This window comes from Clostridium thermosuccinogenes (genome assembly GCF_002896855.1).
GTDB lineage: Bacteria > Bacillota > Clostridia > Acetivibrionales > DSM-5807 > Pseudoclostridium > Pseudoclostridium thermosuccinogenes.
This window is the reverse complement of the sequence record NZ_CP021850.1, coordinates 745,786-757,949: the sequence shown is the minus strand read 5'-3', so window position 1 is coordinate 757,949 and position 12,164 is coordinate 745,786. Positions and strand designations below refer to the sequence as shown.

The window sequence follows — 12,164 nt, the reverse complement described above, 5'->3', positions numbered from 1 at the left end:
CTTTGCATTAAAAAGGCCTCGGTTTAGAACCGAGGCCTAACATGTTTAACTCACTTTTTGCTGTATGAAAGTTCGCCTTTTCTGGTAAATGATAGGTCCCCGTTCTTAACCTCTATCAATACCGTATCACCTTTAGACACCCTTCCTTCCAGCATTTCTTCCGCAAGCTTGTCTTCAACCATGCTTTGGATAGCCCTGCGCAGAGGCCTTGCCCCATAGACGGGATCGTAGCCTTTTTTAGCCAGCAGATTTTTCGCCTCATCAGTGATTTCGATGGTGATTCCATTCTGCTTCAAACGTTTTGCAAGAGTATCCAGCATCAGGCTTACAATGTCCTTAATGTTTTCTTCCGTCAACGGATGGAATACGATAATCTCGTCGATCCTATTGAGGAATTCCGGACGGAATGTCCTTTTCAGCTCACCCATGACATTGTTTTTCATATCCTCATAGCTTTTAGCCTTTTCATCTCCCCCTGTTGAAAAACCAAGGCGTTTTGGCTCCGTAATAAGGCGGGCTCCAACGTTTGAAGTCATTATTATAATCGTATTTCTGAAATCCACCGTCCTCCCCTGGGCATCCGTCAGCCTGCCGTCTTCCAGGATCTGCAGCAGAATGTTGAAAACATCCGGATGAGCCTTCTCAATTTCATCAAACAGCACCACCGAATAAGGCTTTCTTCTCACCTTCTCCGTAAGCTGTCCACCTTCTTCGTAACCTACATATCCCGGAGGAGATCCTACAAGTCTTGAAACCGTATGTTTTTCCATGTATTCCGACATATCTATGCGAATCATGGCATTTTCATCACCAAACATTGCCTCCGCAAGAGCTTTGGTCAACTCCGTTTTTCCGACTCCTGTGGGACCCAGGAAAATGAAGGAACCTACAGGACGCTTGGGGTCCTTGAGTCCTACTCTTCCTCTTCTGATAGCCTTCGAAACTGCCTTGACAGCCTCTTCCTGGCCTATTACCCTCTTATGCAGCACATCTTCCATTTTAAGAAGCCTTTCCGACTCCTCTTCTGCCAGCCTTTTTACAGGAATCCCTGTCCAGGAGGATACTATTTCAGCGATATCATCCTCCAGTACTGTATCCGTCCTGGTCTGGTGCTGCTGCTGCCATTCATTCTTAACCCTTTCCAGTTCATTCTTGGCCTTCTGCTCCTCATCCCTGATCCGGGCGGCTTTTTCAAACTCCTGGGACCTCACTGCATCTTCCTTTTCCTTTTTCAGCTTTTCCACCTTTTCTTCCAATTTTTTAATGTCGGGAGGAGCAGTAAAAGCTTTCAGCCTCACCCTGGATGCAGCCTCATCAATCAGGTCTATCGCCTTGTCCGGAAGGTATCTGTCGGTTATATACCTGTCCGACAGCCTTACAGCCGCCTCGAGGGCTTCATCGGTTATTTTTACTCTGTGATGAGCTTCATATTTGTCCCTAACCCCTTTGAGTATTTCCAAAGCCTCCTCCTTAGACGGTTCACCCACTATGATAGGCTGGAACCTTCTTTCCAGAGCGGCGTCCTTCTCAATATGCTTCCTGTATTCGTCCAAAGTGGTAGCACCTATGACCTGAATTTCACCTCTGGCAAGAGACGGCTTCAATATATTGGATGCATCGATGGCTCCTTCCGCGGCACCGGCTCCAATAATCGTATGCATCTCGTCAATAAAGAGAATCACATCTCCGGACTTCCTTATTTCGTCCATGGCCTTCTTCAGCCTTTCCTCAAACTCTCCCCTGTACTTGGCTCCGGCCACCATCGATGATAAATCCAGGGTTACAACCCTTTTGTTCTTCAATATTTCCGGGATGTTTCCCTCGATTATTTTCTGAGCCAATCCCTCTGCTATGGCGGTTTTACCCACACCAGGCTCTCCTATAAGGCAGGGATTGTTCTTTGTCCTTCTGCTGAGTATCTGTATAACCCTTTCAATTTCCTTGTCCCTTCCGATAACCGGGTCGATCTTTCCATCCCTCGCCATATCGGTCAGGTCTCTGCCAAACTGATTGAGCGTTGGGGTATTGGAGCTGCTGGAGCTGCCTTTGGGCTCGCCGTTTGCTCCGGGAGCTTCATCATTCAGCATCCGGATTATTTCATTGAACAGTCTTTGAGGATCCACACCCAGCTCCATCAAAATTCTTACGGCTACACTTTCGCCTTCTTTCATAATGCCCAGAAGCAAATGCTCAGTACCTATATAATTGTGGCCCATGCGCCGGGCTTCCCTGAAAGCCAGTTCCAAAACCCTCTTGGTCCTCGGGGTAAATCCCAAAGGCTGCTCTCCGGTCTGCTCCCCTCTGCCTATCAATTCTTCTATTTCCTTTACCACCTTTTCCTCCGTCACCTTCTGATCCTGAAGCACCCGGGCGGCAATGCCGCTTCCTTCCTTCAGAAGGCCGAGCAAAAGGTGCTCGGTTCCAACATAATTATGTCCCATCATCATAGCACTTTCCTGGGAATATGCTATGGCTTTTTCCGCTTTTTCCGTAAATCTTCCATACACGATTATCACTCTCCTTTGTTACATTCCAGTAAACTTCCAATTTCTAAGTATTACTATTCCCAAACATTTTTCTAATTATCTCAGCCCTTATTATGTCCCTTTCGCCCGGATTCAGGGGCCTTGCGGCATACTTCTGAAGATTTCCGGGTTGAATAAGTATCATAAGCTCATTGAGCATCTCGATTTTAATATCCTTAATTATTCCCATATTAACGCCAAGGCGAACATCCGACAATAATTTATGGGCTTCCTCCGATGTCATTATCCTTGCGTTGGAAAATACCCCCAGCGACCGGTATATCCTGTCCTCAAACCTGTAAGGATTTTGATTGTATAACTCTTTTCTCAGCAGCCTCTCCTGCTCTATAAGCTGTGAAGCGATGCCGGTTATGTTGTTAATAATCTCCCCTTCTGTCTGTCCAAGGCTTATCTGATTGGATATCTGGAACATGTTTCCGGAAGCCTCGCTGTTCTCTCCATACAAGCCCCTTACTGCAACGCTGATCTTTCCGCATGCTTCCAGTACATTTTTTATATAGCCTGTCATGGTCAGTGCAGGCAAATGAAGCATTACCGAAGCTCTCATTCCTGTGCCTATATTGGTAGGACAGCAGGTAAGGTAGCCATAATCGTCGTTGTAGGCATATTCGACCTTTCCTTCTAAGTAAGTATCCATATCGTTGCACAATTTCCATGCCTTATCCATCTGCATCCCGGGAAACATGCACTGTATCCTCAGATGATCCTCTTCATTTATCATTATGCTTATCTTTTCATCATTGCCTACCAGCACTCCGCACCTGTTCTGGGATTCAGCCATATCACGGCTGATTATATGTTTTTCCATCAGCGCTTGTCTGTCAATCGGACTTAAGCCTGTGATATCTATAAATGCCAAGTTGCTTGCAAAATTATTGTCCTTATCCAATGCTGCATTCCTGATATCACGAATCAGCATTTCCTCCTGTTCCCTGCTCATCCTGGGCGGAAACGGAAAATTCTTTAAATTCCGGGCAAGCCTGACCCTGCTGCTTACCGCAACATCCGATTCCGGACCTTTCTCAATGTACCAACCTGCCATATCCTGTATCCTCCATACTTTATAAAATCAAACAATCCGTCCAATATGCTCATTTATTGCTTGCCGCTGTTTTCCAGCGCCTTTATTTGGTCCCTGATCTCTGCGGCCTTTTCATATTCCTCATTCTGTATGGCTTTTGCCAGCATATCCTTCAGCTTTTCCAGCTTAGTGGACGTATTTGCACTTTGGGAAACTTTCAAAGGCGCCTTGCCGGTATGCTTTATCCCACCATGCAGCCTTTTTACCAGAGGCTTAAGTCTATCGGAAAAAGTTGCGTAGCAATTTGCACATCCCAGCTTTCCGGTCTTTTGAAATTCCTCAAAGCTCATTCCGCATTCACTGCACACTGATGATTTTGGGGCTGCAGGCTGCATGTATCCTGGAGAGCCCCCAAATCCCAAAAAGCCTGAAAAAAAATCATTCAGGTTAAAAGCTTCTTCCATTCCCAGCTGTCCCTTTTCCCTCGCACATTGCTCGCATAAATACAACTCTATCTTTTTATTATTCACTATCTGTGTATAATGCACATTGGCAACCCTCTTCTGACAGTTCTGACACAGCATATATCCCACTCCTCTCGCACAAGCGCCAAAGCTTTAATTCTAATTTTAGTATATTCCAGAGTTACCCATTGTTTATCGCATTTAACCGTTTATTTCTCTTTTTTGGCAATAAGGCTCACCAGCATATTTTTCAGTATAGCCGCCCTTACCATATCCCGTTCCGGCATCTGGACAATCCCCAGAGCCTTATCACTTGTTGCTGCTTTCAAAAGCAGGCTCTCGTTTTCCGAAATGACTTCATAGTCAATGAAATTGTTTATAAAAATGTTGGCAGATTGCTGGGAAATGCTGTTTCCCATGGAGTTGACAATGTGCATCAGATAACTGCCTGGTCTCGTTATGTTTACCCTTCTAATGCTGATGTACCCTCCACCACCTCTGCGGCTTTCCACATAATAGCCTTTATCCGTGGTAAATCTCGTATCTATTACATAATTGATCTGAGAGGGAACGCAGTTAAACTGGTTTGCCAGCTCATTCCTCTGAATCTCCACCACTCCGTCGGTATCATTGATCAACTGCTTTATAAAAGCTTCAATCAAATCACTCAATCTTGCCACTATAATCACCCCTTACTCATTTTACTGGCAGGGATAACCAGTCATTTTATTAATTGATTTTGACTTTCTTTGACCTTCAATAATATTATAAGAGGCCCCTGCATCTCCTTCAAGGTATGTTTATTTTTAATAAAAGGCAAATATTCTATTATATCTTTCCCACAGGACGTTTTCTTGGAATTTTCTCATCGTAACGCCGGTTTGCTATATTTTCCACCGGCTTTGTCCGTCGTGATGAATTCTCAAATATCCAGGCAGGAAGATAATAAGCTCCATTTCTACCGATCGGTGCCTGATATTTTTTATTGGCACATTCATGCATAGAAAGGAGTTTGAATAATAATTTTTCTTTGCACCTAAAACTGTGATCTTCCCATTCCATCCGGCCAATTCCGGATGATTTGTTGTCTTAATATATTTTTTCTCCTCCGTGTGATAATATGCACTCATAAAAAAACCGCGAGCTTCATTTTATATAATCATGAACATCTACATTCATGAGCATCTCGCGATTTTCTCCCACTCTATGCTATTGTTTCATTCATTTTTCTCCGTGAAAAATCCTCTTTACTTCTTGCTCCTCTTTTTTGAGGTTACTAATTTAGTCCTGTCGAGATACTTTTTGATGTATGGATATTCGAGGCTTGCCACGCCTGTAAAGATAATGTCAATTATTGTGAGCTGTGCGATTCGTGATCCCATCGCTCCGCTTCTCATCATCGTTTCAGGCGATGAGAGGAACAAATTGATATCGGATATTTCGCTCAGGGTGCTGTTACCATATTTGGTTATGGATATTATGGTCGCTCCTGACTCCTTTGCAATTTTAACGCTTTCAATTATGTCGGCGGTTTCCCCCGAATAGGATATTACCACCACCACATCATTTTTTGAAAGATTTGCGGCTGAAGTGGCTTGCATATGCTGGTCGGTATATGCCCATGCGCATTTATTTATCCTTATGAATTTCTGCTGGGCATCGAGGGCGATCAGTCCGGAAGCGCCTGCTCCGAAAAACAGAATTCTCCTGGCTTTATGTATGATATTGATTGCCCTTTCCACATCCTTGCTGTTCAGAACCTTATATGTGTCATCTATGGATTTTTTACTGTTATGGCACACATTTTTTATTATAGTTTCAAGGTCGTCCCCGGCTCTTATATCAGTATATGCACCGTCATCCTCCTTTTCCGATGCGACATCCGATGCCAGGGCAAGGGCAAACTCCCTGTATCCGTCATAATTGAGCGTCCTGCACATCCTTATAACCGATGCCTTGCTGGTGCCACACCTTTCGGCAAGCTCGCCTATAAAGAGCCCCACCGCCTCTTCGGTATTATTAAGAATATAGTTGGCAACCTTTCTTTCAGAAAGGCTCATATCCTTTAGTGATTCCTTAATTTTCAACATCAGTCCGGGCATTTTGCTACCCCCTTATGCAAATCCTGAGAATGCTTGCAAGCTCCAAAGCCACGTTGACATCCTTCCCCGTCAATACCTGTTATGTATCATCCTTTCATCCTAATTGTAAAGGTATTTCAACCATCCTTCAATAGAGATGATATTGCTCTTTGCAATTTTTGAAACGGAGGCTTTCCGCTTTCCACCTGTATAGCAACTCGTCGGCCTCATATCGCCTCAGTCTCACATCCTCACAGCCTGCAAGAAGATCTATAAAGTACCTGCCTTTTTCTGTGCTGGGCGGCAGCCATTCAAAATTATCGGAAGATTGGTCCATAATCTCATATAAAAGCTTTATCCCCACTTCCACAGGCTTTACAGCCTTGTAATCCGTCACATGTATCTGGACTCCCTTGCACTGCTGCCCTTTGTGCTTGGAAAAGGTCGGCTCAAAGTATACAGGCCTGAACAAAACCCCAGGAAGGGACTTGCTGTTCATTTTGTCCGCCAGCTTGTACGGATCGAGCCAGGGGGCGCCAATCATTTCAAAAGGCTTGGTGGTACCCCTGCCCTCGGATATGTTGGTGCCTTCAAACAAGCAGGTGCCATTGTAGAGCACTGCCGTATCCATAGTAGGAATATTGGGGCTGGGACTTACCCATAAAAGATCGGTATCCTTTTGATACATATCTCTTTTCCAGCCTTCCAGCCCGACCACAGCCAGGTCACAGCCGATGCCGAACTCCTTGTTGAATAGCATGGCCAGCTCTCCGGCGGTAAGGCCGTAGCGGTTTGTTATCGGGTACATGCCCACAAAGGAGGAGTATTCCGGGTCCAGGACATTTCCCTCCACTTCAATGCCTCCTATGGGATTTATGCGGTCCATCAACACAAAAGTCTTTTTATTTTCCGCGCAGGCTTCCATGCAATAGGACATGGTATAAAGATATGTATAATAGCGCGAGCCTATATCCTGTATATCCATGACAAGAACATCTATATCCTTCAGCATTTCGGGCGAAGGCTTCCTGTGGTCGCCATAAAGGCTGAATACAGGGACACCGGTTTTCTCGTCCACATATGTATCCACGTGGACTCCGGCCTGTAAATTCCCCCTTACACCGTGTTCAGGAGAATAAAGGGCTTTCAGATTGTATCTATCCTTCAATATATCTATGGTGGATTCCAACTGCCTGTTCAGCCCGGTGGGCCCTGTTATCAATCCAAGCCTCTTTCCTTCAAATAAATAATCATACTTGTCTATGCAATCTATTCCATTCTTGACACAAGCTTTTTCCTGTTCCATCAATGCTATGCCTCCCTTAATTTACATGACTCACTTTTCCATACCTGCCATTACTGCATTATGGAAGAGAAGCCTGAACCGTAAAAATTCCGTATTGTCCCTGCTGGGATGGACGCGGTTGCTGAGCAGGATTATAAACAGGTCGTCCTCAGGGTCAATCCACAGGGAAGTGCCGGTAAAACCGGTATGCCCATAGGCTTCCGGAGGCATGAGATCTCCGGCAGAGATGTATACCTCCTCCATACCGCCCAATCTGCTGCCCCTTATGCACCAACCCAAACCTCTGTCTTCATTTAAGTGGGAAGTGTAATTCCTTGTCATCGCTTTTATGCTTGCTCCGGACAAGAACCTCCTGCCCTTATGCAGGCCGTTATTGATGAGCATTTGCCCGAATATGGCCAGATCATAAATATTAGAAAAGAGGCCGGCATTTCCGGAGACTCCTCCCAAAAACCTCGCGTTTTCATCATGGCAGAGTCCCACCAGCGGCCTTCCTTCTTTCTCATCGTACTCAGTAGCGGCAATATTCCCCGGCTCAGGGTTGAAAGACGTATTATGCATGTCCAAAGGGTCGAAAACATACCTTTTGCAAAGGGCATCCAACCTGTCATCTCCCACCTTTTCAAGTATATGCCCCAGCAATATGTATCCCAGGCAGCTGTAGACAACCCTTTCACCGGGATCATGCAAAAGCGGGAGTTCCGTAATATAACGCACCGCATCCCGGCGATCTCGGCACATTTGATCCAGCCGCACATGGGCCTTCATGCCGGAGGTATGGGTAAGCAGGTTTAGAAGGGTGATATGCTTTTTGTTGCCTTCATCAAATCCATCAATATAGTAGGACACCTTATCCATAGCCGACAGCCAGCCCTTTTCCTGAAAAATTAAGAACAAGGGTGTGGTGGCGACAACCTTGGTCAAGGAAGCCAGATCATACAGAGTGTCCGGCAGCACCGGAAGCTTTTCCGGCACCAGGCACCGGCTGCCATAGGCTCCGACCCTCAGAAGTCCGTCCGAATGTCCGATGGCAGCCACCGCACCTGGGAAAACGCCCGCATCAGCTGACCGGGCAAGCAAATTAAAGGCGGTATCAAAATTTGCATTAGAATCATCATTCACGTTGAAAATCATGGCATCACCCTGAAAACACAGTCAATATGGCAAAAGTCCGGTATCATGCCCTAAAAGGAATCTATTACCTTCTTCATGTCATACGGACCTGCCGCAAAGCATTCAGCCCTTTTCCTGTGTATGATGGCTCCTCTTGCCCTGCTCAGTGCATCATAATACTCCAGGTATTTAAACCACGGAGAATTATTGGTCAGCCAGAGCTTTTGAACAGCCTCATACCAAAGATCATATCCTTCCGTCACATCCACATATATATATGGAACAAAACCGTGAGAGTCCTCCCAGTTATCAGCAAAATACGGTCCACTGGCGTAATGGGCCGGGAGATCCCTTTCCATGGTGCTCAAAGCGCCATAGAACATGGCATCTTTTACTACCCGGTGAACAGTCATATGGTCCTTGTGCATGCTGTGGCACCAGTGGGTAAGTATTACATCGGGCTTTTCCCTTCTGATCAGATCGGCTATTTCAAATTTTATCTCTTCATTCTCCGGAACTTCACCGTCCCTGTAATTCAGAACTATGGATTTTCCGTTCAGCATTTTTGCAAATTCGGCGGCAGAATTGATGTTCATCTGCTTGAAATCCTCTACACTCATGGTGGGCGGCGCACCTCTTTCACCCGCCGTCACACCTACGATAGTTATCTTGTCCCCTAATATGGCATGCTTTGCCAGTGTTTTTCCGCATGTCAGCTCCGCATCCCCAATATGAGCTCCTATTGCCATGATATGCTTTCTTTTACCTTCCATAATTTATATCTCCTTTCCCATAACTGCCCAGTTTCTAACCGCTTTAAAACCTGTACGTTCATAGGTTTTCCCGGCAGGGTTATCCGCTCCTGTAAAAAGGCTGCTGAATTTTGCCCCCGCGTTTTTAAAACCATCCATCAGCAATTCAAACAGCACCGTCATAATTCCTTCGCCTCTATACTGTGAATGGGTTCCTATCCCGACAAAAAATCCTCTGCCGCTTTCCTGCACCCTTATCGGTCCTGTAAATCCGCAGATCTTGCCATGATCTGCCGCCACGATAACCGGATCAGGTTTATCCTTCGCCAGGTTATCCATGATGCCCTTCCTCCAGTCCTCGCTTCCCAAATCATCAAACAGTTCATCGAAGCCATAATGCTTTTCAGGATCATAGAATCCGGTGTATATCCCCTTTTCCATAAGCTCCTGGCGCCTCTTGATGCATTTCTCACTCATCTTGAAGTCGGAAAGATTCAGATAATAGGAGACCTCCCTTGTCAATATGCGATATCCGTTTTTCTCCATAAATTTTACCGCCGGAGTATCCGCATCCACTCCGGGAGAATTGTTATGGTCATGTCCGTCGGTACCCGGTATGTACCATTCCAGCTTTATGGGATTAAAGAAAATGGACTGGGATTTCTTTTTTCCGTTTTTTCTGAAGAATTCCTCCAGTTCGTGAAGCAGTGCCGAGCCATAGCCCTTTCCCCTGTACTCCGTATCCACCACCACCATGGTAAGGTACCCCGGAGTGTTTTCATGGTTCTCTCCCGGCAGAAACTGCTTTTTTACAACTCCATTGGCAAAACCGATGACTTTTCCGTCTTCCACAGCTACAAAAGTGCCATCATAAGAAAAATTAGGATCTTTTAAAAACTTGGCTTCGAATTCCTTTTCGGTAAGCGGTTTATACTGTGTCTGTCCGCTGAGATGAGTATTCCACAGTGACACAACTTCCGGCACATACCTGTCTTCAAACTTTAAAATTTTCATGGTATCCCCCTTATCAATTTTTATTGTTGAGAATCACGCTTTTATGCAAAACTTAATAGTCCCGCCTTTTGATGACGTCTTGCGGCAGTCTCCACCCGCTGCTCTCACCATCCCTGCTTGTGCTTGCTAACGCCAACCAAAAACTGCTGTAAAACCTTTGTGAAAATAGTATCTGACAAGTAAAACTTCCGTCGTCTTAATCTGAATATTCCCATGGTGTGGATATGTTATGCGCTTTTATGACTGAACACAGCATAGCGTTTCATAATTAATGCTCTCTTCATCCGTTAATTATATTGTACTACGTTCTGGATATTTTGCAACTCTTTTTCGAAAAAAAATATAAAATTGGCACCTGAGTTTCAATCCATAATTTCCAATTCCTGTAGATATTTTTCAATCCATAGTTTTTTAATATAAACAGCAAGGGAAACATAAAGCATAAATTTGATATAAGAATTTAGAGAAATAAAAGAATCCACCAGGTTTACTGGAAACCGGATGGATTCAATCCCTTCATAAGGTCTTTGCTGATGATTACAGCCTATACCTAACCGCATTTATTGGGTATTCTCCTCTGATGATTTATCTGCCGGAGCTTTGGGCGTTTTTTTGGAAAATGCCCTGTAAACCTTATAAGCTATTAATCCCAAAACTGCCAGAAGCAATAAGGTCGGAAGTATACCTACCAGGAACAGCACCACATCGCCGCAGAAGGAAATCAAGCCTCTAATGCCTCCCTCAAATCTTTCCTTCAGCCTTGTCAGATATGATTTACCTTTACTGTCCCCAGCATTTGCTTCCGGTTCTTTCTCGTTCATGTTGACGGTGATGGTTGAAAGCTCCACGAGGTTATCCCACTTTTTCAACGTGCCTGTGAGGCTTTCAATCTCATGACGTATTTCGGTAAGCTGGCGTTCTACCCGAAAGATCGCATCCAGGTCGGTAAGCTTCTTAAGGTATTCCTCAATGCGGCTTTCCTCAAATCTTAAAAGCCTCAGCCTTGCTTCCTTGTCGAAATATTTGTCCGTTACGTCCTCACCATAAATGCTTTGATCGATAAGAGTTCCCAATCCGCTTATCCCGTCCACCACCTGCTCGAACTTGTCCTTGTCCACCCTCAGTATGATTACTGCCCTTGTCAATAACACCTCTTGGGAATCAATATATCTTTTGTCCTTCCTGATGCTTGACTCCTGGATAAAGCCAATGGCGTTGATAAGCGTCTTAAGCTGCCCGTATGCCTTTTCAAAATCATCCACTTCCACTGTGACATTAGCGCTCCTGATGAGTTTTCTTTCGGATAAGATGGCATTGGAAAGAGAAGCAGTAGAAATACCCGCGCCACTGATGGAATCAGCATTTGCAGCCTGATCAGCCTCCGCTGTTTCATTTTCCGCTTTACCTGCATCACCATCGGAACCTGCAGAATTGTAGTCAGCTTTCGAATTCGACATTAAGCTCTTATCGTATGCAACGGAAGAAGCAGTCTTTTTGCTGCTCTTACTGCCACATCCCGCCATGGATGAAAAGACAAGAACCGCTGCAATTAATAAGCAAAGCACTCTTTTAAGCATTTCATGTCCCCCTTTTAATATTTATATAATCTCTATGTTTCCAACTCCTTTGGCATTAAAGGCCAGGCTATTAGTGCATTTATTTTGCATCAGTAAAACTGTAAGGGAAGCTGTGATTTGATTCAATGCTGCAAAGAGATCAGAGTATAAATATATCGGCAGTGTCAGCGTAAAACCCTTGCTTTGGCCGCTGTTTAAAAGCAAAATTATCATTCTGTAACTTTAGACTTAAGCACTTTAAAATTTGTTCCAGCAAAAACCATGGTATTTACCGTGGTATACTTTGGATC

General features: G+C 44.8%; 12 protein-coding genes. All 12 read right to left on the bottom strand.

All coding sequences use genetic code 11. The features are described 5' to 3' along the window. Positions 1–50 precede the first annotated feature (50 nt). A complete protein-coding gene (locus CDO33_RS03435) occupies positions 51–2,507 on the bottom strand; it encodes an ATP-dependent Clp protease ATP-binding subunit (RefSeq protein WP_103082955.1) in 2,457 nt (818 codons plus the stop codon). A gap of 43 nt (positions 2,508–2,550) precedes the next feature. After that, on the bottom strand, positions 2,551–3,588 hold the full coding sequence (locus tag CDO33_RS03430) for a protein arginine kinase (protein ID WP_103082956.1): 1,038 nt from the start codon (positions 3,586–3,588) through the stop codon (positions 2,551–2,553). Positions 3,589–3,641: 53 nt separating this feature from the next. Further along, positions 3,642–4,151 carry a UvrB/UvrC motif-containing protein gene (locus CDO33_RS03425; protein WP_103082957.1) on the bottom strand — a complete coding sequence of 170 codons (510 nt, stop codon included), beginning with the start codon at positions 4,149–4,151 and terminating at the stop codon, positions 3,642–3,644. Between the two features lie 89 nt (positions 4,152–4,240). Next, positions 4,241–4,711 (bottom strand): CtsR family transcriptional regulator, encoded by a 471-nt coding sequence (locus CDO33_RS03420; protein ID WP_103082958.1) that lies wholly within the window; start codon positions 4,709–4,711, stop codon positions 4,241–4,243. A gap of 148 nt (positions 4,712–4,859) precedes the next feature. After that, entirely contained in the window at positions 4,860–5,033 is a 174-nt protein-coding gene (locus tag CDO33_RS20725; protein ID WP_161496682.1) for a hypothetical protein, read from the bottom strand. Positions 5,034–5,278: 245 nt separating this feature from the next. Further along, positions 5,279–6,133, bottom strand: coding sequence for a MurR/RpiR family transcriptional regulator (locus tag CDO33_RS03410; RefSeq protein ID WP_103082960.1), 855 nt, complete (start codon positions 6,131–6,133; stop codon positions 5,279–5,281). A 127-nt stretch (positions 6,134–6,260) separates the two neighbouring features. Continuing rightward, positions 6,261–7,418 (bottom strand): exo-beta-N-acetylmuramidase NamZ family protein, encoded by a 1,158-nt coding sequence (locus CDO33_RS03405; protein WP_103082961.1) that lies wholly within the window; start codon positions 7,416–7,418, stop codon positions 6,261–6,263. Positions 7,419–7,448: 30 nt separating this feature from the next. Then, positions 7,449–8,552, bottom strand: a complete 1,104-nt coding sequence (locus tag CDO33_RS03400) for a serine hydrolase domain-containing protein (RefSeq protein WP_103082962.1) — start codon at positions 8,550–8,552, stop codon at positions 7,449–7,451. A 50-nt stretch (positions 8,553–8,602) separates the two neighbouring features. After that, entirely contained in the window at positions 8,603–9,304 is a 702-nt protein-coding gene (locus CDO33_RS03395; RefSeq protein WP_103082963.1) for a PIG-L deacetylase family protein, read from the bottom strand. Between the two features lie 3 nt (positions 9,305–9,307). After that, the gene (locus CDO33_RS03390; RefSeq protein WP_103082964.1) at positions 9,308–10,297 is read right to left on the bottom strand and encodes a GNAT family N-acetyltransferase; all 990 of its coding nucleotides are present in this window, start codon (positions 10,295–10,297) and stop codon (positions 9,308–9,310) included. A 560-nt stretch (positions 10,298–10,857) separates the two neighbouring features. Beyond that, complete coding sequence (locus tag CDO33_RS03380) at positions 10,858–11,874, bottom strand: DUF4349 domain-containing protein (RefSeq protein ID WP_103082966.1); 1,017 nt, start codon at positions 11,872–11,874, stop codon at positions 10,858–10,860. A gap of 21 nt (positions 11,875–11,895) precedes the next feature. Beyond that, positions 11,896–12,087: a hypothetical protein gene (locus tag CDO33_RS20720; RefSeq protein WP_103082967.1), complete on the bottom strand. Its 192-nt coding sequence runs from the start codon at positions 12,085–12,087 to the stop codon at positions 11,896–11,898. Positions 12,088–12,164 lie beyond the last annotated feature (77 nt).

Coding starts and splice junctions, on each gene's coding strand:
- CDO33_RS03430 (WP_103082956.1), bottom strand. CDS start 3,588: ATGGCAGGTTGGTACATTGAGAAAGGTCCGGAATCGGATGTTGCGGTA.
- CDO33_RS03425 (WP_103082957.1), bottom strand. CDS start 4,151: ATGCTGTGTCAGAACTGTCAGAAGAGGGTTGCCAATGTGCATTATACA.
- CDO33_RS20725 (WP_161496682.1), bottom strand. CDS start 5,033: ATGCATGAATGTGCCAATAAAAAATATCAGGCACCGATCGGTAGAAAT.
- CDO33_RS03410 (WP_103082960.1), bottom strand. CDS start 6,133: ATGCCCGGACTGATGTTGAAAATTAAGGAATCACTAAAGGATATGAGC.
- CDO33_RS03405 (WP_103082961.1), bottom strand. CDS start 7,418: ATGGAACAGGAAAAAGCTTGTGTCAAGAATGGAATAGATTGCATAGAC.
- CDO33_RS03400 (WP_103082962.1), bottom strand. CDS start 8,552: ATGATTTTCAACGTGAATGATGATTCTAATGCAAATTTTGATACCGCC.
- CDO33_RS03395 (WP_103082963.1), bottom strand. CDS start 9,304: ATGGAAGGTAAAAGAAAGCATATCATGGCAATAGGAGCTCATATTGGG.
- CDO33_RS03390 (WP_103082964.1), bottom strand. CDS start 10,297: ATGAAAATTTTAAAGTTTGAAGACAGGTATGTGCCGGAAGTTGTGTCA.
- CDO33_RS03380 (WP_103082966.1), bottom strand. CDS start 11,874: ATGCTTAAAAGAGTGCTTTGCTTATTAATTGCAGCGGTTCTTGTCTTT.
- CDO33_RS20720 (WP_103082967.1), bottom strand. CDS start 12,087: ATGATAATTTTGCTTTTAAACAGCGGCCAAAGCAAGGGTTTTACGCTG.